This window comes from Streptosporangium amethystogenes (assembly GCF_000721075.1).
GTDB lineage: Bacteria > Actinomycetota > Actinomycetes > Streptosporangiales > Streptosporangiaceae > Streptosporangium > Streptosporangium amethystogenes.
Genome location: NZ_JOEQ01000010.1, coordinates 21,330 through 44,973, shown reverse-complemented (window position 1 = coordinate 44,973; position 23,644 = coordinate 21,330). Strand labels below are relative to the sequence as shown.

Annotated in this window: 24 protein-coding genes; 13 read left to right on the top strand and 11 right to left on the bottom strand. The window is 69.5% G+C overall.

The features are described from left to right. Positions 1-13 precede the first annotated feature (13 nt). The 4 genes from IG98_RS0116165 to IG98_RS0116150 all read left to right on the top strand — a co-directional run bounded on the left by IG98_RS0116165 (position 14) and on the right by IG98_RS0116150 (position 3,445). The gene (locus IG98_RS0116165) at positions 14-226 is read left to right on the top strand and encodes a hypothetical protein (protein ID WP_037970515.1); all 213 of its coding nucleotides are present in this window, start codon (positions 14-16) and stop codon (positions 224-226) included. A gap of 170 nt (positions 227-396) precedes the next feature. Then, positions 397-1,008: a TetR/AcrR family transcriptional regulator gene (locus IG98_RS0116160; protein WP_030912415.1), complete on the top strand. Its 612-nt coding sequence runs from the start codon at positions 397-399 to the stop codon at positions 1,006-1,008. Between the two features lie 313 nt (positions 1,009-1,321). Further along, positions 1,322-2,506, top strand: coding sequence for an acyl-CoA dehydrogenase family protein (locus IG98_RS0116155; protein ID WP_030912413.1), 1,185 nt, complete (start codon positions 1,322-1,324; stop codon positions 2,504-2,506). Positions 2,507-2,557: 51 nt separating this feature from the next. After that, positions 2,558-3,445, top strand: a complete 888-nt coding sequence (locus tag IG98_RS0116150) for a VOC family protein (protein WP_030912411.1) — start codon at positions 2,558-2,560, stop codon at positions 3,443-3,445. 98 nt (positions 3,446-3,543) lie between these two features. Here the strand turns inward: IG98_RS0116150 and IG98_RS0116145 are convergent, their stop codons facing one another. The 8 genes from IG98_RS0116145 to IG98_RS0116110 form a co-directional block, all read right to left on the bottom strand. Further along, a complete protein-coding gene (locus tag IG98_RS0116145) occupies positions 3,544-3,888 on the bottom strand; it encodes a VOC family protein (RefSeq protein ID WP_084195394.1) in 345 nt (114 codons plus the stop codon). Positions 3,889-3,997: 109 nt separating this feature from the next. Continuing rightward, entirely contained in the window at positions 3,998-5,230 is a 1,233-nt protein-coding gene (locus IG98_RS0116140; protein WP_051752197.1) for an MFS transporter, read from the bottom strand. Further along, positions 5,227-5,637, bottom strand: a complete 411-nt coding sequence (locus tag IG98_RS0116135) for a DUF2237 family protein (RefSeq protein WP_051752195.1) — start codon at positions 5,635-5,637, stop codon at positions 5,227-5,229. The genes IG98_RS0116140 and IG98_RS0116135 overlap by 4 nt, the downstream gene beginning before the upstream one ends. Next, on the bottom strand, positions 5,634-7,193 hold the full coding sequence (locus tag IG98_RS0116130) for an amidase family protein (RefSeq protein ID WP_051752193.1): 1,560 nt from the start codon (positions 7,191-7,193) through the stop codon (positions 5,634-5,636). The genes IG98_RS0116135 and IG98_RS0116130 overlap by 4 nt, the downstream gene beginning before the upstream one ends. Further along, entirely contained in the window at positions 7,190-8,476 is a 1,287-nt protein-coding gene (locus IG98_RS0116125) for a YlbE family protein (protein ID WP_051752191.1), read from the bottom strand. Before IG98_RS0116125 ends, IG98_RS0116130 begins: the two co-directional genes overlap by 4 nt. A gap of 150 nt (positions 8,477-8,626) precedes the next feature. Further along, on the bottom strand, positions 8,627-9,322 hold the full coding sequence (locus IG98_RS0116120; RefSeq protein ID WP_211264000.1) for a GntR family transcriptional regulator: 696 nt from the start codon (positions 9,320-9,322) through the stop codon (positions 8,627-8,629). Continuing rightward, positions 9,319-10,266, bottom strand: coding sequence for a polysaccharide deacetylase family protein (locus IG98_RS0116115; RefSeq protein ID WP_051752190.1), 948 nt, complete (start codon positions 10,264-10,266; stop codon positions 9,319-9,321). Before IG98_RS0116115 ends, IG98_RS0116120 begins: the two co-directional genes overlap by 4 nt. A gap of 8 nt (positions 10,267-10,274) precedes the next feature. Continuing rightward, a complete protein-coding gene (locus tag IG98_RS0116110; RefSeq protein ID WP_037970512.1) occupies positions 10,275-10,994 on the bottom strand; it encodes a maleate cis-trans isomerase family protein in 720 nt (239 codons plus the stop codon). A 317-nt stretch (positions 10,995-11,311) separates the two neighbouring features. Between IG98_RS0116110 and IG98_RS0116105 the strand changes: the two genes are divergently transcribed. The 7 genes from IG98_RS0116105 (at position 11,312) to IG98_RS0116075 (ending at position 17,708) form a co-directional block, all read left to right on the top strand. Next, positions 11,312-12,709 carry a nucleobase:cation symporter-2 family protein gene (locus tag IG98_RS0116105; RefSeq protein ID WP_051752188.1) on the top strand — a complete coding sequence of 466 codons (1,398 nt, stop codon included), beginning with the start codon at positions 11,312-11,314 and terminating at the stop codon, positions 12,707-12,709. A gap of 58 nt (positions 12,710-12,767) precedes the next feature. Next, positions 12,768-13,985 carry an aromatic ring-hydroxylating oxygenase subunit alpha gene (locus IG98_RS0116100; RefSeq protein ID WP_051752187.1) on the top strand — a complete coding sequence of 406 codons (1,218 nt, stop codon included), beginning with the start codon at positions 12,768-12,770 and terminating at the stop codon, positions 13,983-13,985. A 21-nt stretch (positions 13,986-14,006) separates the two neighbouring features. Next, on the top strand, positions 14,007-14,201 hold the full coding sequence (locus IG98_RS0116095; RefSeq protein WP_030912378.1) for a ferredoxin: 195 nt from the start codon (positions 14,007-14,009) through the stop codon (positions 14,199-14,201). Positions 14,202-14,207: 6 nt separating this feature from the next. After that, complete coding sequence (locus tag IG98_RS0116090) at positions 14,208-15,452, top strand: NAD(P)/FAD-dependent oxidoreductase (protein WP_051752185.1); 1,245 nt, start codon at positions 14,208-14,210, stop codon at positions 15,450-15,452. Then, positions 15,449-15,982 (top strand): hypothetical protein, encoded by a 534-nt coding sequence (locus IG98_RS0116085; protein ID WP_030912372.1) that lies wholly within the window; start codon positions 15,449-15,451, stop codon positions 15,980-15,982. The genes IG98_RS0116090 and IG98_RS0116085 overlap by 4 nt, the downstream gene beginning before the upstream one ends. Before the next feature lie 39 nt (positions 15,983-16,021). After that, entirely contained in the window at positions 16,022-16,780 is a 759-nt protein-coding gene (locus IG98_RS0116080; protein WP_030912369.1) for an enoyl-CoA hydratase-related protein, read from the top strand. 340 nt (positions 16,781-17,120) lie between these two features. After that, positions 17,121-17,708 (top strand): histidine phosphatase family protein, encoded by a 588-nt coding sequence (locus IG98_RS0116075; protein WP_030912366.1) that lies wholly within the window; start codon positions 17,121-17,123, stop codon positions 17,706-17,708. A 208-nt stretch (positions 17,709-17,916) separates the two neighbouring features. Here IG98_RS0116075 and IG98_RS0116070 read toward each other — a convergent pair whose 3' ends face one another. The 3 genes from IG98_RS0116070 to IG98_RS0116060 form a co-directional block, all read right to left on the bottom strand. Next, positions 17,917-19,479, bottom strand: a complete 1,563-nt coding sequence (locus tag IG98_RS0116070; protein WP_245651584.1) for a pyruvate, phosphate dikinase — start codon at positions 19,477-19,479, stop codon at positions 17,917-17,919. Continuing rightward, entirely contained in the window at positions 19,470-20,102 is a 633-nt protein-coding gene (locus IG98_RS0116065) for a hypothetical protein (protein ID WP_030912361.1), read from the bottom strand. Before IG98_RS0116065 ends, IG98_RS0116070 begins: the two co-directional genes overlap by 10 nt. A gap of 81 nt (positions 20,103-20,183) precedes the next feature. Beyond that, entirely contained in the window at positions 20,184-21,296 is a 1,113-nt protein-coding gene (locus IG98_RS0116060; RefSeq protein ID WP_030912358.1) for a TetR/AcrR family transcriptional regulator, read from the bottom strand. A gap of 93 nt (positions 21,297-21,389) precedes the next feature. On the opposite strand from IG98_RS0116060, the gene IG98_RS0116055 reads away from it, so the two are divergent. Together IG98_RS0116055 and IG98_RS0116045 are read left to right on the top strand one after the other, a co-directional pair. Continuing rightward, complete coding sequence (locus IG98_RS0116055; protein ID WP_030912355.1) at positions 21,390-22,364, top strand: ATP-binding cassette domain-containing protein; 975 nt, start codon at positions 21,390-21,392, stop codon at positions 22,362-22,364. An 85-nt stretch (positions 22,365-22,449) separates the two neighbouring features. Further along, positions 22,450-23,241 (top strand): ABC transporter permease, encoded by a 792-nt coding sequence (locus IG98_RS0116045; protein ID WP_030912352.1) that lies wholly within the window; start codon positions 22,450-22,452, stop codon positions 23,239-23,241. The last annotated feature ends 403 nt before the right edge of the window (positions 23,242-23,644 follow it).

Here is a 23,644-nt window from a genome sequence, read left to right as displayed (position 1 = left end):
GAGGAGATGTTCCGTGCGCCCCGTGTCCTGCAGCAGTTGCGGCTCGTGCGTCCTGGTCAAGAAGCACAGCCTGGCGCACACGCTCGTCCAGTGGACCACAGAGACCGATCAGTGCGTCGAGCTGAGCCGGCACACCGACCAGGGTGTCGTCCCGACCTGCACGAGACTGCGCGACAGCATCGAGAACTCCGTCCGCCTCGGGGTCATCCCGATTCCCGATCTCTGAGACGGCTGACGAGGCCGCCCCCGCCGACCACTCGGCACGAAGGGGCGCTGAAGACGTGGGCTCCACTCCGATGACGCGGTGGAGCCCACGTTCGTTGGGTGGCCGATATCCTGAAATCGGCATTCGCCCACGGTTCACACGGGAGTAGACAGAGCAGACAAGGGGGATTCGTGGCGAGAATCGCCGAAGCACGGGCTCCGGCGTCACCGACCTCGAAGAGCCAGATCGCCCGGCAAAAGCGCATTCTGGACGCCGCTGCCGCGCTCGGCGCCTGCAAGAGAATCGACGTGGTGCAGATGCACGAGGTCGCCAAGGACGCCGACGTGGCGATCGCGACCCTGTATCGGTACTTTCCCTCCAAGAACGCGCTGTTCGCCGCGGTCTTTCAGGCGGAGATCAGCGCCTTCCACGAAAGCTGGCGGCCCGGTGAGGACGAGGACCTCGTCGACCGGGTCACCGACATCCTGGTGGGGCTGAGCCGCCATCTGCTGCTGCGGCCGATACTGGCCGCCGCGATGTTCCAGGCCACCAACGCCATATATGTGGCGGTGACGATGGACGAGGTCAAACCGACGGAGTCCGGGCTCGGCCGCATTCTTCTGCGCATCATCGGGGCGGAGGAGTCGAACGGACAGGATCTGAGCCTGGTGCGGCTGCTCACGCACTGCTGGTGGGGTGTGCTGGTCTCGACCCTCGGGGGCCAGACGACGCTGTCGAGGGCGGAGGCCGACATTCGGCTGGGCGTGCGGCTGCTCCTCGCGCCGTACTCCGGAAAACGGTGACCGGGCCGGTTCCCGCCCCGTCACCACGCCCAGAACCCGTCCGCTGCCACGTCCCGGTGAGCGGGACATGGCTGTCGGCGCTGCCCGGGCCACCACTCGCCCACGGCCGCTGATCTCCGTTTTTCCCGACGCCGTGCGGTGCGCGCCGACACATTCCCGCCGCGGACGACGGGCCCGCCCGCCGTACCCCCTCGCGCAGTCCCGGCCAGCGGGATGTGCCGTGACCTGGTGGTCGAAAGCGGCTTAGCGTCAGCGAGCCGCCACAGAAACGGCGGATTGCGACCCCTCTCAGATTCAGTCCGGAGGTGCCTTGATGGCGCATGAAGTTGTTTCCCGAGTAGAGGAGATCGCCGGTCGGCTGGCCGCGGTCGCGGACGAGACCGAGCGCCTGGGCAAGCTGTCCGACGAGAGCGTGAAGCTGATCCGCGAGACCGGAGTGATGCGGCTGCTGCAGCCGACCGATTTCGGTGGATACGCGGCGCATCCCCGGGACTTCGCCGAGGCGGTGATGGCGGTGGCGAAGGCGTGCGGCTCAACGGGCTGGGTGTGCGGGGTCGGTGGAGTGCACCCGTGGGAGATGGCGTTGTGCGACCGCCGGCTGCAGGAGGAGGTGTGGGGCTCCGATCCGAACACGTGGATCGCTTCGCCGTACATGCCCAGCGGGGTGGCGACGCCGACCGACGGCGGGTACATCCTCAAGGGCCACTGGCAGTTCTCCTCGGGCACCGACCACTGCGACTGGATCTTCCTCGGCGCGCTGCTCGGAGACGCCGAGGGCAAGCCGGCGCAGCCGATGAAGGGACTGCACGTGGTGCTGCCCCGCTCCGACTACACGATCGTCGAGGACTCCTGGGACGTCATCGGACTGCGCGGGACCGGGAGCAAGGACATCATCGTCGACGGCGCGTTCATCCCCGCCTACCGGACGATCGACGCCGCGGAGGTCGCCGAGGGCGAGGTCGCGGCCGAGCGGGCCGGCCGGACCGAGACGGTGTACAGGCTGCCGTTCTGGTCGATGTTCCCCCTGGGCATCACCTCGGCGGTGATCGGTATCTGCGAGGGCGTGCTCGCCACCCACCTGGACTACCAGCGGGACCGGGTGACGGCCTCCGGCGCGAAGGTGAAGGACGACCCGTACACGCTGTACGCGATCTCCGAGGCCGCGTCCGACATCCAGTCCGCGCGGCTGCAACTACTGGACGGCATCAGCCGGCTCTACGACCTCGCCGACTCCGGAAAGCCGATCACTTTCGCGGATCGGGCCGTGGTCCGGCGCAACCAGGTTCGCTGCGCGTGGCGGGCGGTGTCGGCGGTCGATGAGATCTTCGCGCGATCCGGCGGCAACGCGGTGCGCCGCAACAACCCGATGCAGCGGTTCTGGCGCGACGCGCACGTCGGGTTGCAGCACGCCATCCACATTCCCGGCAACACCTACCACGCGACGGCACTGACCCAGATGGGTGTCGAGCCGCAGGGCGCGCTGCGCGCGCTGATCTGATCCCCGCGGACGATCTCGACCAACACTTCAATCGATTCAGGAGAGATGGGCATGACCGACATCAGCTCGCTGGGTTACGTGCGCGTCCGGGCCACGGACCTGGACGCGTGGCGCACGTTCGCCCTCGACACGATCGGATTCGCCGAAGGCACCGGGCCGGAATCCGACGCTCTGTACCTGCGCATGGACGAGCGGCACGCCCGCATCGTGCTGCTGCCCGGCGAGGAGGACCGGGTGGAGGCCATCGGGTGGGAGGTCCGCGACCACCTGGCGCTGCGGCGCGTGCAGTCGGCCGTCGAGGCGGCGGGCATCGCGACGAAGCCGCTGTCGCTGGAGGACGCCGAGGCCCGCCGGGTCGAGGCGGGGATCGCCTTCCAAAGCCCGGGTGGGACTCCACTGGAGGTCTTCCACGGTCCCGCACTGGACCACAGCCCGATCGCGACGAAGTTCGGCAACCGCTTCGTCGCCGGGCGGCTCGGCATGGGCCACGTGGTGGTGCCGGTGAGCGATCTGGAGGGCGACCACCGGTTCTACGCCGAAACCCTCGGCTTCCTGCCCCGCGGGGCGTTCCGCCTTCAGACGCCGCCCGAGTACGGCCCGATCCGGTTGCGGTTCATGGGCGTTAACGCCCGGCACCACAGCCTGGCGATCCTGCCGACCCCGGACCTCAAGGCGCCGGCGCTGGTGCACATCATGGTCGAGTGTGAAACTCTCGATGAGGTCGGCCGGGCACTCGACCGCGTCACGGCGGGCGGCTACCACCTCTCCTCGACGCTGGGCCGGCACACCAACGACAAGATGGTCTCCTTCTACGTGCGCACCCCCGGCCGCTGGGACCTCGAGGTCGGCTGCGAGGGCATGCTCGTCGACGAGACCTCCTACACCGCCGAGGAGATCACCGCCGACAGCTACTGGGGTCACAAGTGGGACTGGAGCTGACCACCCGTCCGTCCGGCGGGCGCGCCCCAGAGAGGGGTCCGAACCGCCTCGAAAGCGTCATGGATCCAGACAGCCGGCTGCCGACGCGGCGATCTCGGCTACGGTGGCGGCGCCCGCGCCCAGCAGCGTGAGGTGCGTGCGTCGGGGGAGGGGAAGCAGGCGCCGGCGGTGGCCGGGGGTTCGGCCACGTCCACCCGCAGGAAGAACCCCACCCGCCCGGCGAACTGCTCCCCGACGACGGCGGCCTGGCGCTCCCCGTCCGCGCGGGCGAGCAGGATGCCGGTCTCACCCCCCGGCGGCCGGACCACGACCCACCGCTTCGGACGGCCGTCGTTGGTCAACGACGGCGAGTCCGCGGCCAGCTCGAAACCCAGGGCGTTGGTGAAGAACTCGATGGCCCGGTCGTAGTCCTCCACGACAACCGCCACCAGATCGATCCGCATCCTCATGATCCTAGGGCTTGTTACCGATACCCTGTTGGATCAAGCTGAATGCCGGATATCACCCTGTTAATGCTTATTCGAGCACTTCGGGGTGTGGGGTGGGATGAGGCTACCCGGGGCGCAGCAGTGCCAGACGGCGTCGGCCGAGGGTGCTGGCCATGATGCCGATGCCGGCCGCGGCGAGCGCGATCAGGAAGGCGACGAGCGGGCCGTAACGGTCGGCGAGGGTGCCCGACAACAGCGCGCCGACGGCGTAGCCGACGACGACGGAGGAGGTGAGCAAGGTCATGACCCATGAGATCCTCTCCACCGGGACCGTCATCTCTCCCTGGGTGTAGGCGGTGACGAGGATCGGTGCGATGGTGACACCGGGCAGCACGATCAGCAGGCCCAGTGGCCAGAGACCGCCGATGTGCAGCCCGCCGACGATCGCGAGAGGCACGGTGAGAACGGCCAGCAGGACGAAGCCCGCCTGGAGCCGGCGGGCCAGTGTGAAGGACGCGGGCAGCATCGGGACGAGTACGCCGGCGAGGGCGCTGCTCAGCCCGAGTATCGCGTAGATCAGCCCGGCGGCCCCGTCGGCACCGGCGTCGACCGCGCGCCAGGTGACGCCGGCCTGCACCGAGCCGAAGTAGCAGCCAAGTCCGGTCAGCCCGGCGGCGAGGAGGAACACGGGGCCGCGCAGCACCGGGGCCGCGGCGCTCCCGTCCCGACGCCCACCCCTGGTGACCGCGGCGGCCGTGGGATGCAGGGCGAACGCCACGCACATCGTGGCGGTGAGCCCTGCCGCCACGAGCACCGCCGTGGGGGGCGAGGTCGCCGTCGCGATGACGCCGACCAGCGCGGGCCCAAGGACGAACGCGAACTCGTCGCCCGTTCCCTCGAAGCTCATCGCCGCGGGGAAGCGATTCATGGGCAGCCGTCCCCGGTGGGCCAGCGCGGTCCAGCGGGCCCGGGACAGCGGGCCGACCTGCGGCACCGAGAAGCCCGCGACCACCGACGACACCAGCGCCGCCCACGTGGGCATGCCCCGCACCACGCACACCACGAGCAGGACGAGGGCCGCCGTGTGCAGCAGTGCCGCGGCCAGCCCGGCCGGCCGGTGCCCGTACCGGTCCGCCGTTCGCCCGACGAGCGGCCCGCCGACCGCTTGCCCCGCGGCGAAGGCGGAGGCCGTGGCGCCGCCGAGCGTGAGGGAGCCCGTGGCCCCGCTGACCAGCAGCAGCGAGCCCAGCTGCCCCATGGTCGCGGGGATACGGCCGATCAGCGTGACCGCCAGGAACCAGGACCCGGTGGTGGCGGGCAGGGCCGTGTAGGCGCGCAGCGCGTTCCAGCGGCTCACGGTGAGGTGTTCCGGCCGTCGTCCGGGGCCGTGGTACGCGGGTCGACCCCGTACTCCAGCAGCGCCGCACGCGGAATCACCTCCAGCGCCCGGATGTTGGTCGCCGCGAGGTTCACCGGGCAGGCGCGGCCGGCCAGGTACGCCTCGTACCACTTCGACGCGATGACGCACCAGTGGTCACCCGGCTTCAGCCCGGGGAAGGCGAGGTCGGGCCGGGGAGTGGCGATGTCGTTGTCGGCCGTGGTCTGGAAAGCGATGAAGCGTTCGTCGACGATCGCGCAGACGGTGTGCCCCTTGGGGTTGTCGGGGCCGGTGTAGCAGTAGCCGTCGCGGCGGTATCCGGTGATCGGGTCGAAGCCGCAGGATTCGAGGGGTTCGCCGAAGAAGTTCAGTGCCGGCTCGGTCATCGTCCGCTCCTCGCGGTGGGAAGGCCCGCGTCCGGGTCGTGACGCGGGGGTGGGGGGCAGCGGAAGACGCGCTCCTCGAACTCGGCCGCGACGCGGACCAGTCGCGCGTCCGTGCCGGGTCGTCCGACGAGGAGCATGCCGACCGGCAGTCCGTCCACGAACCCGCACGGGACGCTGAGCGCCGGATGCCCGGTGAGGTTGAACACGCAGTTGTTGTCGTGCATCTCGAAGGGGAGGTCGGTGCCGATCACCGCCTCGCGCGGGTCGGCCGGAAGCGGGTGAGGCGGCATCGGGACGCTCGGCAGGACGAGCAGGTCCACCTCGCGCAGCGCGCGACCGACCTGCTCGCGCAGCCGCACCCGCAGTTGCTGCGCGTACGCCATGACCTTGCCGTGGGTGGCGTCCCGCAGCAGTGTGGCGCCGACGAGCGCCAGTACCCCTCCGACCGGTATGTCCTCGGGGCGGCGGGCGAGCGCCTCGCCGAAGGTCTCCCCGAAGTTCGGGTGGTAGGGCCCGAAGTGGTTGTTGCCCTGGAGACGGGACTCGAAGACGGTGGTGAGGCCGCCCTCGATCGAGATGGGCAGGTGGATGTCCCTGCCGTACCGGTGCAGCGGCACCGACACCTCCGACACGGTCAGCCCCAGCCGTTCCAGCGCCCATGCGGACTCGCGGACCTGGTCGTCGAGACGCGGGTCGGAGCGGCCGGGCCAGCCGAATCCCTCGGTGAGGATTCCGGCGCGCAGCCCGGTGATCTCGCGGGCGTACTGGCCGGTGTACGACTCGTGCTCCCCACCCGGGGGCGCCGCGGCCGCCTCCAGGAAGGCGACCAGGTCGGCGGCGCTCCGGGTGAGCACGCCGATGTGGTCCAGCGTGCGCTCGGTCGGCATCGCGCCGTCGTACTCGACGATCCCGTACGTCGGTTTGAGACCGAAGACGCCGCACCAGGCGGCGGGGTTGCGGACCGAGCCGCCGTGGTCGGTGCCGATGCCGTAGTCGGCCTGCCCGGTCGCCACCAGGACCGCGGCGCCACTGGAGGAGCCGCCGGCCGAGCGACGCGGATCCCAGGGGTTGCCGACGGGTCCGTGCGCGCTGGTGAAGCTCGACCCGGAGTAGCACAGGTCCTCACAGACCGACGTGCCGACGACGACCCCTCCGGCGTCTCGCACCCGGCCGACGACCGCCGAGTCGGACCCGGGGACGAAGCCGGCCATGAGGCGGCTGCCCAGGGTCATCGGCACTCCACGCACCGCGATCGACTCCTTGACGGTCACCGTCCGCCCGGCGAGCGGCCCGTTCCCCGGACGCCCGGGGTCGTCGATCCGGTAGAGCCAGGCGCCGTGCGGATCGTCCGGGCCGCGCGGGACCCGGGTGACCGCGATGGGCGGCGGTTCGGGGGGACGCCCTTCGGCGGCCAGCTCCCGCACGCGGCCGTAGGTGTCGCGCATCCGGTCGATCGCGGGGCCGAGCCGGTCCACCAGGCCGGGGTCGAGGCCCCATCGGCCGGCGACGGCGGCGAGCTCGGCGGGTGTGAAGATGGGAATGCTCGTATCGCTCACGCGTGGCGCCCCTGTCCGTCCGCCGCGCCGACCCGTTCGGGAACGGTCTCCTCCAGCGCCCGGCTCGCCGCGGCGAACGGCTCCACCGGAATCGGGGTGATTCCGGCGCCGACCCGGCCGCGTCCCGGTTCCCGGTGCGCGAGGCCGTTGTTGATGACGGGCTCGATGCCGGTGGCGCGCACCCTGTGCACGTCGATGCCGAGCGGCGTGCCCCGGAAGTCCTCGGCCGGGATGAGGAAACGCCCGCTGGTCCCGGCGCACACGTCCCGCATGCTCCGGGTGATCTCCTGAGCCCTGGCCATGTCACCGCCGACGAAGGACATGATCGCCGGTGCCGCGGTCATCGCGAAGGCGCCGAAGCCGGCGGTCTCGGAGATCATCGAGTCGCCCATGGTCGGGGTGACATCGTCGAGGGTCGCCCCTTCCAGCAGGACCGGGTCGCCGATCGGGGCGGGCACGGTGAACCAGCGGTCGCCGAGCCCGCTGACGCGGATGCCGAACTCCCTTCCGTTGCTCGCCATGGCCGTCACGATCGGGCTGCCGGGGATCCCGCCGGCGGCCAGCGTGACCGCCTTGGCGGCGGAGATCGCGAAGGGCAGCGCGAAGTGCCCGTTGCCGGCGATGAACGAGACCACCTTCGCGATGTCCCCCCGGTCGAAGGGGGCGTGCAGCAGGCCGGGGGCGAGCGTCACCAGCAGGGTCGCGCTGGTCGCGACCAGCCGGTTGTGGCAGTCGTCGCCGCGCCGCAGCCCTTCGGCCACCAGGGCGAGCAGGTCGAGGGGGTCGGAGTGCTGAAGGGCCGCGTCGAGGGCCGGGGCGAGCACGTCGCCGAGCCACCGCAGCCGTGCCAGGGTCACCTCGTCGTACGACCCGTAGCGCATGGCCCCGCCGACGCCCTCGTTCAGGGGGGAGAACGTTCTGATGCCGCCGTCCGCGGTCTCGGCTACCACGACGGGGGTGTTCGGCGTGATGATCCCGGCCATCGCCCCGACGGCGTTCGCGTCGTGACAGGGGCTGATGCTCACCTCACCGCGGTCGATGATCGCCTCGGCCTCGGCGGCCGACCCGGCCTCCCGTTCCAGCAGCAGACCCGCGATGATCGCGCCCCGCATAGGCCCGGGGATGTCGGCGAGTTCGATCGGCGGCCCGGCGTGCAGGAATCGCCGAGGCCCGATTCGGTCGGTGGCGTCGCGTGCCTTGCAGACGTGACGCAGATGGACGTCGGTGCCGTTCAGGGCGTCGAGGGTCGCCCGCGTGGGATCGGACCGCGTGGGATCGGACATGGTGGTGCTCCTGGTCGGTGGGAAGGCGAAAAAGAGATCACGGCGTCGCCGGGCGACGGGTGAGGCGGGGACGACTCGTCCACCGAGTCGCGGTACGTGGTGAGGCTCAGCCGGCGCTCGCCGGAGTGACGTGGAAGTCGCGGAGGCTTTCTAGGCCGGCGGGGCCTGCTGCTGCCGCTCGGCCAGGAGCGTCCGTACGATCTCGCGGTTCAGCCGGGCGTGCCTGCGCGCGTGTTCGGCGGCGAGATCGGCCGAGCCCGAGGCGATCGCCTCGAACCACGCGGAATGCTCCTCGAACAGGTCGTACGGGTCGCCGGTCTGCCGCAGCAGCCAGTGCAGGCGGCCCTGCAGGGGCTCCAGCACGGTCTGGAGCAGGCTGTTGTGCGACAGTTTCAGGATCTCGTCGTGGAACGCCTCGTTGGCCTTGCCGAGCGCGACCCGGTCACCGGTGTCGAGCGCCTTGCGGCCACGGGCGAGTATGCCTCGTACGCGCCGCAGCTCGGCCTTGGTGGCCCGGGTCGCGGCCTGCCGGCTGGCCAGGACCTCCAGCGTCTCGCGTACGTCGAACAGCTCCTCGATGTCCTGTGCCGAAAGCTCCACGACGACCGCGCCGCGCCGGGGGATCGTCTTGACGAACCCCTCGCTTTCCAGCGCCCGGATCGCCTCGCGCACCGGCAGCCGGGAGACCCCGAGCTGGGCCGCGATCTCGGTCTCGACGAGCCGCGTGCCGGCAGGGTAGACGTCGTCGATGATGCGCTGGCGCAGCTCGTCGCGGACGCGGTCCCTGAGCGGCTTGTAGTCGGCGTCGATGTCGAACGAACCCGACGCGTCCGCCTGCCTGCTCACAGGGCCGTCCCCCCGGTCTTCCGTCTCGATCCCGGACCGTCGCCGACCGGTGCCGGCCGCTCGGTGCCCTCGAAAGGATAGCGCCGCCGGAAGTCGTCGGCCGCCGTGTCGAAGGTGGTGAACTCGACGCCGGGCAGGTCGAGCCAGCTCTCGAAGAGCCGTTCCAGCATCAGTAACACCTGGGGCCGCCCGGACACGTCGGGGTGCAGTGTCACCGGGAACACCCCGTAGTCGAACTCGCGGTAGACCCAGTCGAACTGGTCGCGCCACAGCTGCTCGACGTCGCGGGGGCTGACGAAGCCGTGGCTGTTGGGGGACTTTTTGACGAACATCATCGGCGGCAGGTCGTCGACGTACCAGTTGCCGCAGAACTCCACGAGGTCCACCTCGGTGCCGTGCTGGAGGGGCTTCATCCAGTCCTCGGCCCGGCGGTTGTAGTCGATCTTCGTCCATTCGTCGCCAACCCGGGCGTAGAAGGGATGGAAGTCGTTGTAGTTCTGCGAGTGGCCGTAGGAGAAGCCGTACTCCTTGAGGAGAGCCGGGGTGTCGCGGCTCATCTCCCACCAGGGGGCGACGTAACCGCGCGGCGGGCGTCCCCACAGGCGCCGGATCAGCTCGACGCAACGGCCGAGCACGTCCCGCTCCTGCTCCGGGGACATGTCGATGGGGTTCTCGTGGGAGTAGCCGTGCGCCCCGATCTCGTGCCCCGCGTCGGCGACGGCCGCCATCTCGGTGGGGAAGGTCTCGATGGAGTGGCCCGGGATGAACCAGGTGGTCCGCAGGTCGTACCGCTCGAAGAGCTGGAGCAGACGCGGGGTGCCGACCTCGCCGGCGAACACCCCGCGCTGGATGTCGTTCGGCGAGTCCTCGCCGCCGTAGGAGCCGAGCCAGCCGGCGACGGCGTCGACGTCGACCCCGATGAGAATCTTGATTTCCTTGGCCATGGTGTGCCTCATCTCTGCCTGGAGGTTGCGGGTGGGCCGGCGAGCAGCCGGCCGTATCCGGTGATCGGCGTCGTGTCTCCGGCCAGTCCGAGGGTCTGCCACAGCGTCGCCGCGACACTGTCGACCACCAGGACGCCGGTCCGGCTCTCCCAGCCCGCGGCGAGGTGGGCGGCGCGCAGGTTGGTGCACACCACCGCGACGGCGTCGCAGTCCGCGGCGGCGAGCTCGTCGAAGGCTCCGTCCAGTTCCGCGCTCGTGGTCAGCGCGAAGTCGTAGTTGGTGGTGCGGCCGAAGTGGCGGGCCGCGTGCACGGGGAAGCCGTGGTCCGCGTAGTGCGCGGCGATGGCGTCACCGACGTCCCGCGTGTACGGCGTGAGCAGGCCCAGGCGCCGGACCTCGAAGGTCCGCAGCGCCTCCAGGACGGCCAGCGTCGAGGTCGTCGCGGGAGTGTCCGTGACCTGCTCCATGGCCCGGCACAGGTGTTCGTCCCGGCCGGGGCCGAGCCACGAGCCCGAGGTGCCGTTCCAGGCGACGACATCGACGCGGGCGTCGCCGAGGAGGCGTGCGGCGTCGGTGAAGGAGTCCTGGCCGAACTGGCCGGTGTCGGCGGGATCGAGGCTGATGCTCGTCACCCGGAGCCGGGTGACGTGGACCGAGACGTCCTGCCGGGAGGTCAGCAGTTCACCGGTCACGGGCTCCACAACGGTGTTGGAAGACGGGGTGATCATGCCTATCCGCCGGGCGGTCGGCTGCACTGTGTCTCCGCTCAAAGGGTCGAATCAGGGATACGGTATACAGGATCCTAAGAAGCGATCCGCAGGAAAACAAGTCGTTGACACTGATATGGGACGCCCTTAATCTCCATATACCGCACTACCGGATACTCACTGAACCGGATCTTCGACGGGTGACCTCGACCGTCGGAGTAACGAGGACTCCTGCTCAGGCAGGTATTGCATACGCCCGCCCATAACTCCGGATCTTGGCCTTGTCGACGCCGCCGGAGGGACCAGGGCGCGTTTCACTCAGTGCCCAGGAGACCGCCGTGTCACCTACCGTCCGCGCACCCAAGCCAGCGACTTCGAATCGCCACCCGGTAGACGAAGTCCTGCCCATCCCCCAACTGTTCTTCTTCGGCCTGCAACACATGTTGATCATGTATGCGGGCTGCGTGGCCGTTCCGCTCGTGCTGGGCGCGGTGCTGAAGCTCGACACGCACACCATCGCACTGATCGTCAACGCCGACCTGCTGGTGGCCGGCATCGCCACCATCATCCAAAGTGTCGGCCTGACCCGCTTCTTCGGCATCCGGATGCCGGTGGTCGCGGGTGCCTCGTTCACCTTCCTCACCCCGATGATCCTGATCGGCTCCGAGTACGGCCTGCCGACCATGTACGGCTCGATGATCGTGGCCGGCGTCTTCGGGATCCTGATCGCCTGGCCGTTCTCCAAGGTGCTGAGGTTCTTCCCGAGCCTGGTCACCGGTTGTGTGATCACGATCATCGGGCTCTCGCTGATCAAGGTCAGCGCCGATCTGATCATCGGCTCCGATCCGGCCGCGGCGGACTACGCGAGCGCGCGGTACATCCTGCTGGCCTTCACCGTCGTGGTGATCATCGTGTTGGTGAACCGCCTGTTCAAGGGGTTCGCCCGCAACGTCTCGGTGCTCTTCGGCCTTGTCATCGGGGCGGTGATCGCCTGGTCCATGGGTCTTGGCGACTTCTCGTCCGTGGCCGGTGCCAAGTGGTTCGGCTTCTCCACGCCACTGCATTTCGGCGCGCCGGAATTCCGGGTCGTCCCGATCATCGCGATGTGCGTGGCCATGGTCGTGGTCTTCAGCGAGATGACCGCGTGCGTCCTCGCCATCGGCGACGCCGTCGGCAAGAAGGTCACCGACAGGGATATGGCCCGCGGGCTGGCCACCGACGGCCTCGCCGCCATGCTCGCCGGGTTCATGAACTCCGTGCCGGACTCCACGTTCGGGCAGAACGTCGGGCTGATCAGCCTTACCAAGGTCAAAAGCCGTTACGTCATCACGGTCACCGGCGTACTGCTGGTGATCATGGGAGCCATTCCCAAGCTCGGCGAGGTCGTCGCCAGCCTGCCCGGGCCCGTGATCGGCGGCGCCGGCCTGGTGATGTTCGCGATGACGGCGGCCGTGGGCATCCAGATGCTGCAGAAGGTCGACTTCGAGGGCAACCAGAACCTGCTCATCGTCGCCGTCGCTCTCGGCGTCGGCATGCTGCCGGTCGTGGTGCCCGCCATCTACCAGAACTTCCACCAGGACGCGCAGTTCATCCTCGGCAGCGCCATCACGGCCACCGTGCTGGTGGCGTTGCTGCTCAACCTGCTCTTCAACCACCTGCTGGTCCGCGAGAGCACACCGGCCACCCAGGCCACCGAAAGTCCCGACGCCCAGGAGAGCACCAAGAGCACGGTGTGACTCCCATGCCCGGCGTCATTCCACACGTATCGCAGAAGTCCTAAGGAGCACCACCATCATGGGTCAGGCGCCCGTTTCAACGAACCTCCGGCGGATCCTCAAGGTCATCGAAGAGGGCTCCCGCGACATGGCCACCGGATGGAACCTTCCCCGCGAGTGCTATGTCGATCCGGAGTTCTACGCCTTCGAGCAGGAGGCCATCTTCATGCGGCAGTGGCTGTGCCTCGGCCGCGTCGACGAGATCCCGAAGCCCGGCGACTTCGTGCGCGTTGACATGGGCAACGAACCCCTGATGATGGTCCGCGGCAAGGACATGGAGATCCGGGTGCTCTCTCCGATCTGCGCGCACCGGGCCCACCTGGTGTGCGAGGGGTCGGGGAACACCGGCAAGCTCTTCCGCTGTCCCTTCCACGCCTGGACCTACGGCCTGGACGGCAACCTCATCGCGGCGCCGTCCATGAACGACACCATCGGCCTCAAGAACCTGAAGGGAGAGGCCTACCTGCCCTCGCACCGGGTCGAGATCTGGAACGGCTTCGTCTTCACCAACCTCGACCCGGACGCGAAGCCGCTCGCGCCCACGCTCACCAAGCTGACCGCCGAGCTGGAGAACTACCACATCGGCGAGATGCTGAGCATGCCGGTGGCCGAGCTGCGCGACAACAACTGGAACTGGAAGTCCCAGTTGGAGAACGGCATCGAGCCATACCACAGCGCCTATCTCCACGGCATGCTGCACGACTTCGCGCACGTCAGGCTGACCAGCTTCGTCGACATCAGCCCCGACGAGGGCGCGATCTACCACCCGACCGGCTTCTACCACCCCGACGCCGGCTTCAACCCGACCACCAAGGCCCTGCTCCCGGTGATCCCGACGCTCACCGAGAAGGAACGCAACCAGGTCATCTTCGCCTCGATCCCGCCGAACCTGGGCTTCGGGGCGGTGCCGGAGGGCCTGTTCTACTACCTCGTCCTGCCGGACGGGCCCGAGCACATGAACCTGCGCATCGGCCACCTGTATCCGGAGGAGTCCACCAAGCACCCCCGCTTCGAGCAGCTCTACAAGATCGCCCAGGATGGTCTCGTCCTCTTCCATCTGCAGGACGCCAGCTCGGACGCCTCCCTGCAGAAGGGCATGCGCTCCCGCTTCCGCCGTCCCGGCCGCTACTCCTACCAGGAGGAGTCGCTCCTCCAGTTCAACCAGTGGCTGCTGAAGCGCTACCAGGACTACGTGGACCTGGCCGACAGCGCCCTCAAGCCCTCGGCCACCCTCTGAAAACTTGTATGAGGACACGACATGAAACTCACTGTTGATCGCAACCTGTGCGACGGCAACGGCGTGTGCATGGGCATCGCCCCCGAGGTCTTCGACATCGACGACGACCTGACGCTGCACATCGTGGACGAGATCCCCGACGACCCGGCAATCCACGCCCAGGTCCGGCAGTCGGTCACCTCCTGCCCGGTCCTCGCCCTGACCCTGGAGGAATGAACGACCGTGGCGGGCAACACCTCAAAGACCATCGTGGTGGCCGGCGGCTCGCTCGCCGGGCACACGGTGGTCGCCGAACTCGACCGGCGCGGCTTCACCGGCGAAGTCGTCTGGGTACGGGGACCCGAAGGCGTGGCCCCGTACTCCAGGCCCGCCCTGTCCAAGGAACTCATCCAGGGCAAGGTCACCCCCGACGGGATCCGCCTGCCGGCCCAGGAGTACGGCCTGCGGCTGCGGATCGCGGACCGCGCGGTGTGCGCGCGGCTCGACCCGGACGCCGACCGGGTGCTGGTCACCCGTGAGACGGAGGCCGGAGGGGAGTCGTCCGACGGCGAATGGATCCCCTTCGACGCCCTGTTCGTCTGCACCGGCATGCGTGCCCGCGTACCGCAGGGGTTCGCGGGGCTGCCAGGGGTCCACTGCCTGCGAACCCTCGCCGACGCCGAGCGGATCAAGGAGCGGCTGGCCGGGCGGCCGCGCACGGTGGTCGTCGGCGCGGGCCTGATCGGCAGTGAGATGGCCGCGTCGTTGCGGTCCTGCGGACTGCCGGTGGAACTGGTCGTGCAGGGGCGGCTGCCGATGGAGCCCGTGTTCGGTGCCGAGCTGGGGCGGTTCTGCCTGGACCGGCACCGCGCCCACGGCGTCACGACCCGGCTGTTGACGACCGTCACCGGCCTGTCGGCGGACGGCCCGGACGGCCCGGCCGTCCTGACCTTTGACGATGGCGGGGAGACCACGGCCGATCTGGTCGTTCTCGGGCTCGGCGCGGTGACCGCCTGCGACTGGCTGGACGGCAGCGGGCTCGACCTCTCCGACGGCCTCGGCTGCGACGAGGCCCTGCGCACCGCGCGGCCGAACATCTTCGCGGCCGGGGACGTCGCCAACTGGAGGCACCCCCTGTTCGGGCGCCGGATGCGGGTCGAGCACTGGAGCAACGCGTCGGCCCAGGCACGGCACGCCGTCGAGAGCTGGCAGGCCGGGCAGCAGGGCCGGGAGCCCCCGGCGTTCGCGGACGTGCCGTACTTCTGGTCCGACCAGTACGGGCTCAAGTACCAGATGGTCGGCCACGCGCGCGACCACGACGAGGTCCATGTCGAGACGGCCGGGGCGGGCGGGCACCCGTTCGTGACCTACTTCCGAAAGGGCCGGGTCGTCGCCGCGGCCGGGGTCAACGCGCCGCGTGCGGTGATGCGGATGAAGGCGCGTATCCAGTCCGAAGGAATGACGACCGAGGGAGCGTACGCAACGTGAACGGCAATCCCGCCAAGGACGGCACGACGCACGCACATGACGGCGGTCAGACCGAGGACACCGCGCTGTTCGGGGTGATCCGGGGCCACATGTGGTCGCTGCTGAGCGACCGCTACCGCACCAACCGCCGCACCTCGCACCCGCCGACCGAGGACGAGTACCTCCACGACCGGCCCTTCTGGCCCGCGTTCACTTTCGAAGGGGTGACATACGCGAAGGAGGAGGACAAGGACCGGCTTCTGGTGACCTTCCACGACACGGATCTCCCCGACATCACGCTGGGCTTCCGGATCGACCTGGACACGGCCATGACCGAGTGGACTCGGCGGGTCGGCGGGCGGATCCCGCGCGAGCACCCGGAGATGTTCGCGGCGGAGCTGATCTGGTTCATGATCTGCTTCATCGGCGTCACCGACCTCGACGGCGCGACCGGTGCGCCCGAGTCCCCGTACTGGATCAATGGCGGTTCCGAGATCTTCGGAAAGCTTAGGAACAACCCGAACATGGACACCTTCGAGTCCCACCGCTGACCTCCCTCCGCCCGCGATCGGGCCGACCGAAAGGCCACCATGGCAGTTGTCGAGATCGAAAAGCCCCGCGACGGCGTCGCGATCGTCCGGCTCAACCGGCCGGAGGTGCGGAACGCGCTCAACACCGAGGTACGTGAGCTGCTCGCCGCCGCCATCGACTCCCTCAACAGGGACGACGACATCGGCGCGATCGTCCTGACCGGCGGCGACACCGTCTTCGCCGTCGGCGCCGACCTGAACGAACAGGCCGACCGCGACGTGGTGGGCGCGATCCGCGCCTACACCCACCAGGCGTTCTGGTACAGCGGCAAGCCGGTGATCGCCGCCGTGAACGGAGACGCGTTCGGCGGTGGCAACGAGTTCATCCTCCAGTGCGACTTCGTCATCGCGGCGGAGAACGCGCGCTTCGCGCAGACCGAGGTCACCATCGGCCTGGTACCCGGCGGCGGCGCGACCCAGCGTCTGCCCCGCACCATCGGACGGCAGAACGCGATGTACGCCCTTCTCACCGGAGCCCCCCTGAGCGCGGCCGACGCCCACCGGCTCGGCTACGTCTCCGAGGTGGTGGAAGGAAACGCCATCGGCCGGGCCGTTGAACTGGCCGCGCTGATCGCCTCCCGCCCGCGCCTGGCCGTACGGCAGATCAAGGAGGTCGTACGCCTCGGCCTGGACGCCTCCTTCGAAGCCGGCATCGCCCTGGAACGCCGGGGCTACCAACTGATGTTCGGCACCCAGGACCTCCGCGAAGGCTTCGCCTCGATCCAGGAAGGACGCCAACCCGACTTCACCGGTGACTGACAGAGGTGATGTGGACGAGCACTTCCCGGTGGGGCCTGACTGATCCCAGGTCTTCGACCGGATCCTGTCGGCCCTGGCCGGAAGATGCTCCGGCGCACTCACCGGACGTAGCGTTGCGACGCTACAGCGCCTGGCTTGTCCGCGTTGCCCCGGTCTCGCCTATTCGAATGTTGTTACCATTTGGATTTTGTGAGTATCTTGTTCGGGTTGGCCAGGGGAGGAACAGTGATGGTTCGACTTACCAGGGGTGCGCTGTGCTCGAACCTTCCGAGCGGGCCCGCGCCGGGGACGAGCGTCGGCTCCTGCCATGCGGTATGGACCTGAGACCCGGGGGCTGACAATGGCGACTCGGCACCTGTACGTGATTCGGCACGGCGCGGCGGACCCATTTGGCGAGTTGACCGAGGTCGGGCGGTGGCAGTCGGAACTGGTCGGGGAGCGCCTCGCGGCCCTGCCGGTCGACGCGGTGTGGCATTCGCCCCTTCCCCGGGCGGTGCGCTCCGCCCGGATCGTCGGTGGATACCTGCCGGGCGTCGCGGTGCGGGAAGCGGCCGAGCTGGTCGACCACGTGCCGCACGTGCCGGACGAGATGCCCCCCGCGTGGGCGGGGTTCTTCGATGGGTACGACGCCGCGGAAGCCGCTGCGGGCGCGGCCCTCGCGGACGCGCTGATCGACAGGTTCGCGCGCCCCGCCGAAACCGAGACCCACGAGGTCCTGGTCACCCACGCCTATCCGGTGGCCTGGCTGGTGCGGCACGCCCTCGACGCGCCACCGGCGCGGTGGCTGGGGCTGAACTGCGGAAACACGGCGCTGACGGCGATCGAGTATCGCGACGGCGTGGCACCGACGGTGCTGTTGTACAACGACATGGGTCACCTCCCGGCTGACCTGCGGTGGACGGGGTTCGGGTCCGGCGTGCGGCCCTGAGTGGCGGTGTGGCGGAAAGCCGTAGATCAACCAGGACCGCCCCTCGTCCGGTGACGAGTGATCCTGGGGCGCCGCTGAGCGCTTTTCGAGGCTGTCCTGACGCGCCCGTCACCGTGAAAGGCCGGACCGGAGCAGGCATCGGGCAGCGTTTGCCCCGCGAGGTCGGCCTCCGCGGAGCCATCTTGTGGATTCGAAGTCCGTACCGGCCCTAGTCGTGACGGAGTACGGCATGGGCGGCGTCGAGGCGCCGGGTCTCGTCGCGTTCGGAGTGGTCGCCCGATACGTCGTCGGCCCATTCGAGGAGGCGACGCAGGTGGACGTCGGCCGCGGTCGTGACGGTACGGGGGCTGCCGAGGGCGACCTCGCCACCGGTCCCGTCGATGGTGACGAGGGTGCCCTCACCGATGGTGCGCCCACCGGCTCGCACCGAGGCGCCGGCGACGTCAACGACGAGGTCGCCGACCCCCACGACGGCGGGTTTTCCCATCGCTCGTGCGACGACCGCGGCGTGGCTGGCCGGCCCGCCACGGGCGGTGACGATTCCGGCGGCGACCGCCAGGCCGCGCATGTCGTGCGGGGAGGTCTCCGGCCGTACCAGGATGACCGGGCCGTCCGCGGCCATCCGCACCGCTCGGTCGGCCGTGGTCGCCACCCTGCCGACCGCGACACCGGGACAGGCGCCCAGCCCTCGGGCCAGGATGTCGGCGGTTGCCACTATCCGGGGTGTACGGACGTGCTGGAGATGCCGCGGTGAGATCCTGAGCAGCGCCTCGTGACGTCCGATCACGCGCTCGTCGGCGAGCTCGGCCGCCACGCGGACGGCGGCCCCCCCGACGAACCGGCCAGGTCGGACCTGCAGAATCCACAGCTCCCCGGCCTGGAAGGTGAACTCGACGTAGCACGCGTCGCGGTAGTGCCCCTCGACCCGGCCCAGGGCGTCGAGGAGGCCGGTCCATACCGCCGGTTCCCGGTCGGCGAGTTCGTGCAGGGGCCGGGTCAACGATCTGCCGGAGACGACGTCTTCGCCCTGGTGTCCGAACAGGACTTCGCCGAACGGGACGTTCTCCCCGGTGTTGGGGTCCCGGCTGAACGCGACTCCGGTGCCGCTGTGGTCATCGCGGTTCCCGAACACCATCGTCTGTACGATCGCGGCCGTGCCGAGGTCGTGCGGGATGTCATGCAGTTCGCGGTAGGTTCGGGCGCGCGGTGTGTCCCATGACGAGAACACGGCCCTGACCGCCAGCTCCAACTGCCGGGACGCGTCGTCCGGAATCGGCCGGTCACCTCGTCGCCGGATCGGTGTCTCGTCGCCGGCTCCCCGCCCTACGTCCAGGTCGGTGATCGCGGCGGTGAAGCTGGACAGGAACCGCAGCCGCGAATCCAGCGCGAACCGCGAGTCGCCCGTCTCGGCCGCCAACCCGGCCGTGGCTCCGGTCGTGAGGCCGAGGTTGAGGATCGTGTTCATCATGCCGGGCATCGACACCCCGGCCCCGGAGCGAACGGACACCGCCAACGGCACCTGTGATCCCCCGAAGTGGCGCCCGGTGGCGGCTTCGAGGTCGGTGACGGCCGCCGCGAGTTCGTCGTCGAGTCCGTCGGGAAGACGCCCGTCACGCAGGAACGCGCGACATGCCTGGGTGGTGACGACGAACCCGGCCGGCACCGGCAACCCGAGACGGCGCAGGACCACCAGGCCGTGTGCCTTGCCGCCCAGCGTCTCCGCCGTCTCCTCGACCCGCGTGGAGAGCGGGCGAATCCATCTCATACCCATCGGGGGATCCCAAGGGTGGCGAGCAGGTCCTCGTGAAGCTCGGCCCACACGGCGTGGTACGACGCGGTGCCGTCGGCCACGTACTCCAACGCGCCGGAGGTGGCGAGATCGAGGGCTTCGGTGAGGCGGGTTCGGTAGCGGCCGAATCGAGGCAACGCCGCGGACAGCTCGGCGCCGACGACGGCGGCGCGCCGGTCGAACTCGGCGAATCGGGCGAGGACCCGGGCGTCGTAGGAGGGGTCGCCGTGGTCGTTGGCGGTCGTGACACCGTCGACGGATCGGAGTTGCCATGCCGTGCACAGGTCGAGCAACTCCGGGTTGAGCACGAGAAAGCCGTCGAACGCCGCGGTCACGGCGGCGCGGGCACCGGCCGACTCCAGCTCGTCGGTGATCCGTTCGGCGTCCACGACCCGGCCGGTGTCCGACAGACTCCACCCGCCGAATTCGCCGGCCATGTGCGTGACGAGACCGGCGACCGCGAGGTCGATCAGCTCGGACTCGACATCGGATTCACCGAGACCCGTGGCCCTGGCCAGGCGGGTGAGGCCGGCACTGCCGCCGCAGCGCAGGGCGTGCAGTACCAGCAGGCCGGTGCCGGTCGCGGGAAGCTCGGGTCGGTTCATAAGGGGGAATTCCTCCTGGTGGGCGACTGGCGGTGAAGCAGGAACCCTCACGGGCCGTCTTCCTGCGGGAAAGGGGGCAGGTCAAGTCCTGGCATCCCGCGTCTGCGTGCCGTTCGAGGCGCCGGCGGTCGATGCCGCGTACGCGGCGCCTCGCCCGTGGGCTCGGGCGACGATCGCGCCGCCCCGGACGCGTACGGCGGACTCCGTCTCGTCGTCGAGGTCCGTCAGGCCGATCGCCGACGCCGTCAGGGATCCGTCATCGAGGACCAGCCGAACGCGCTGCCAGACCCCGGGAGCGAACACCCGCCGCAGGCAGCCGAGGAGGTCGGTGATCCTGAGCCGTACCAGGCGGCCCGTCTCGGCGGGATCGTTCGTGACGACGACCACCGTCACCTGATCGCCGGGCCGGGCGGAACGGACGGCTTCCTCGGCGGCGGCGAGACGACCGGCCCCCAGCACCGCGATCAGACCGTCGGCGCCGACGTCGACCCGATCCCCGCTGATCTGATCCGCGAGTTCCGTGGGCGGATCCCACGCGTCCCCACACGGTCGCGCCGGAGCGACATAGGGCAGATACGACGGCGTCCAGGTGTCGGCGAGATCGATCCCGGCCAGATGCTCACACGCACGCGCCAGGTCGAAAGGGTCACCGAATCCCGGTGCGCTCTCAGCCAGGTGACCCGAACCGTCCAGCAGCGTCAGCACCAGCTCGGCCAGCCGTACACGTCGCACCGGTGGTTCGCACGATTCCAGTGCGATGGCCAGCAACAGCGCCTCCAGCCGGACGACCTGCGCCAATACCGTGCGCCCGTGCTCGTCATCGAGGACGCCGACCAGCGAGCGCAGGTGCAGCCGCCCTCCCGAGGCCGTGTCGCCGACCAGGGGCAGCCGTTCAAGCCAGGTCCGGGCGAACGCGCCCAGCGCATCGGCCGGCGACGTCGGCGATGTCGGCGATGTCGGCGATGTCGGCGCACCCACGGCGGCGCTCTCCACCATGTCGATCAGCACCGCCAGATACAGTGCGCGCTTGCTCGGGAAGTTCGAGTACACCGCTCCGCGGGTCAGCTCGGCCCGCTCGGCGATCCGATCGACCTTGGCCAGGGCGTAGCCGTGCTCGGTGAACTCCTCCCGCGCCGCCGCCAGCACGGAGGTCCGGGTGCGCTCCTGCTGCTGCACCCGAGTCAGTCGAACCATCGCGGTTCCTTTCCTTGGATCGTCGGCATTAGGATACTCTCAAAATTCAGATGTTAGGAACATTTGAGTTGACCGAGACGAAGGATGGTGACGGTGAGCGATCATGGGTTCGAGACCGAGGGACTGGCCAAGAGATTCGGCAAGGTCACCGCGCTCGACGGTGTCAGCCTGGCCGTTCCGCGCGGGCAGGTGCTTGGCCTGCTGGGACCCAACGGTGCAGGCAAGACCACCGTGATCCGCGTCCTCGCGACCCTGCTGCGTCCCGACAGCGGACGCGCGTCCGTGGCCGGGTTCGACGTGGCACGCCGGCCGGGACAGGTACGTCGGCGGATCGCACTGTCGGGCCAGCACACCAGCGTGGACGAGGAGCTGACCGGGCTGGCGAACCTGGTCATGATCGGCCGGCTCCTCGACCTGCCCCGGGCGCAGGCTCTCCGGCGAGCCGCGGAACTGCTGGCCCGTTTCGGCTTGGAGGACGCGGCGAAGAGGCCGGTGGCCGGCTACTCCGGTGGCATGCGCCGCCGCCTCGACCTGGCCGCGAGCATGGTCGGACACCCCGAGGTGGTCTTCCTCGACGAGCCCTCGGTGGGACTGGATCCCGGCAAGCGCGACGAGCTGTGGCAGATGATCCGCGGCCTGAGCGCCGACGGCGTCACCGTCCTGCTGACCACCCAGTACCTCGAAGAGGCCGACGCCCTCGCCGACGCCATCACCGTCATCGACCAGGGACGGGTCATCGCCTCCGGCACTCCCGCGGACCTGAAACGAGAGGTCGGCGGGCACACCATCGCCGTACGGCTGAACGACCCCGCCGACACCGACGTGGCCGCCGGCATCCTGGCCAAGGTCGCCGGGCGGACCCCAGAACGCTCCACCCGTCACGAACTGGTCGTGCCGGTCGCCGGTGACGAGGACTTCTTCGAGATCACCGCCCGGCTGCGCGAACACCGCATCGGCGTCTCCGAACTGTCGCTGCGTCTGCCCAGCCTCGACGAGGTCTTCCTCACCCTGACCGGAGCACCCACCAGCGCCGCCAACGACACTGACAAGCCGACAAAGGCCGCCTGATGACCGGCACCGTGTTCAGCCTCGACGAGGTCTTCCTAGCCCTGACCGGGGCACCTACCATTACCGAACCAACGAAGGCCGCCTGATGACCGCCATCGAACAGCCGCGTACCCGTCCGCTCGCCTGGCTCCGGCACAGCCTCGTGCTCGCCCGCCGCAGTCTCGCCAAGACCACCCGCAACCCCGGCCCGATCATCAACGGGGTCGTCACACCCGCCCTGTTCATGGTGCTCTTCCTCTACCTCTTCGGCGGATCGGTGGCCGGCTCCACCGCCGACTACCTCCGGTACCTCTTTCCCGGCATCCTCGTCATGGGCGCCGGCCTCGCCGGGATGGTCTCGACCGGCACCAACATCAACCTCGACCTCAAGAACGGCGTCACCGACCGGTTCCGCAGCCTGCCCATCAGCCGCCTCGCGCCCCTGCTCGGCTCCGTGCTGGCCGACCTCGTCCGTTACCTGCTCGCCGTCGCCATCCTCTTCGCCATCGGCGCACTCTTCGGCTTCCGCGTCCACGGTGGCCTCGCGGCCGCCCTTGCCGCCGCCGGCCTGGCCATCGGTTTCGGCTTCTGCCTCAGCTGGGTCACCGTGTTCGTCGGCGTCCTGGTCAAGAGCGCCGACTCCGTCCTGGCGATCAGCTTCATCAGCTTCCTGCCCCTGCAGCTCGGCACCAGCCTTGCCGCTCCGGTCGAGACCCTGCCCGGCTGGCTGCGAACCTGGGCCGAGATCAACCCCGTCACCCACGTCATGAACGCCTGCCGCGCCCTGCTCAACGGCACCCCGGTCGGCGGCACCGTCACCACCACGCTCATCTGGTGCGCGGCCCTCTTCGTGGTGTTCTGCCCCCTGGCCATCCACGCCTACAGCCGCCAACAATGACCCGGCCGGTTGCCGGGGTAACTCCTGACCGCGGCCCCTCACGGATTTCAGATGGCTCTAATCCCAGCGAACTGCCTGTCCGAAACTCTCGCAGCACCCCACCTGGGCCCGCCCGCGCGGGGGCGGGCGGGCCCAGGTGGGGTGCTGTGAACCACTGCTTCCGCTCCACAACGCGGCACGCCTGTCAGACGGTCAGGAGACGGTCTCGGCCTGCGGGATGGTCGGTTCCGGGTAGACCTGCTCGCCGGCACGCCGTGGCGGGCCGGTACGGCACGCATACGTCCGGCAACCAGATGCGCCGAGCGCCTACTTACGGCTAGCCACTTAATGTCGTTTGTGCGTTGATTAGCCGCTCAGACAACCCTCGATCTGTCATTTTGAGATTCTCGTAGGTCGCCGGTTC

What these genes read in the sequence shown, in the direction of transcription:
- IG98_RS0116115 (WP_051752190.1), bottom strand. Translation starts at nt 10,266, where the DNA reads ATGGCCAAGGAAATCAAGATTCTCATCGGGGTCGACGTCGACGCCGTC.
- IG98_RS0116125 (WP_051752191.1), bottom strand. Translation starts at nt 8,476, where the DNA reads ATGTCCGATCCCACGCGGTCCGATCCCACGCGGGCGACCCTCGACGCC.
- IG98_RS0116110 (WP_037970512.1), bottom strand. Translation starts at nt 10,994, where the DNA reads ATGATCACCCCGTCTTCCAACACCGTTGTGGAGCCCGTGACCGGTGAA.
- IG98_RS0116080 (WP_030912369.1), top strand. Translation starts at nt 16,022, where the DNA reads ATGGCAGTTGTCGAGATCGAAAAGCCCCGCGACGGCGTCGCGATCGTC.
- IG98_RS0116045 (WP_030912352.1), top strand. Translation starts at nt 22,450, where the DNA reads ATGACCGCCATCGAACAGCCGCGTACCCGTCCGCTCGCCTGGCTCCGG.
- IG98_RS0116070 (WP_245651584.1), bottom strand. Translation starts at nt 19,479, where the DNA reads ATGGGTATGAGATGGATTCGCCCGCTCTCCACGCGGGTCGAGGAGACG.
- IG98_RS0116155 (WP_030912413.1), top strand. Translation starts at nt 1,322, where the DNA reads ATGGCGCATGAAGTTGTTTCCCGAGTAGAGGAGATCGCCGGTCGGCTG.
- IG98_RS0116100 (WP_051752187.1), top strand. Translation starts at nt 12,768, where the DNA reads ATGGGTCAGGCGCCCGTTTCAACGAACCTCCGGCGGATCCTCAAGGTC.
- IG98_RS0116075 (WP_030912366.1), top strand. Translation starts at nt 17,121, where the DNA reads ATGGCGACTCGGCACCTGTACGTGATTCGGCACGGCGCGGCGGACCCA.
- IG98_RS0116095 (WP_030912378.1), top strand. Translation starts at nt 14,007, where the DNA reads ATGAAACTCACTGTTGATCGCAACCTGTGCGACGGCAACGGCGTGTGC.
- IG98_RS0116060 (WP_030912358.1), bottom strand. Translation starts at nt 21,296, where the DNA reads ATGGTTCGACTGACTCGGGTGCAGCAGCAGGAGCGCACCCGGACCTCC.
- IG98_RS0116135 (WP_051752195.1), bottom strand. Translation starts at nt 5,637, where the DNA reads ATGACCGAGCCGGCACTGAACTTCTTCGGCGAACCCCTCGAATCCTGC.
- IG98_RS0116065 (WP_030912361.1), bottom strand. Translation starts at nt 20,102, where the DNA reads ATGAACCGACCCGAGCTTCCCGCGACCGGCACCGGCCTGCTGGTACTG.
- IG98_RS0116150 (WP_030912411.1), top strand. Translation starts at nt 2,558, where the DNA reads ATGACCGACATCAGCTCGCTGGGTTACGTGCGCGTCCGGGCCACGGAC.
- IG98_RS0116145 (WP_084195394.1), bottom strand. Translation starts at nt 3,888, where the DNA reads ATGCGGATCGATCTGGTGGCGGTTGTCGTGGAGGACTACGACCGGGCC.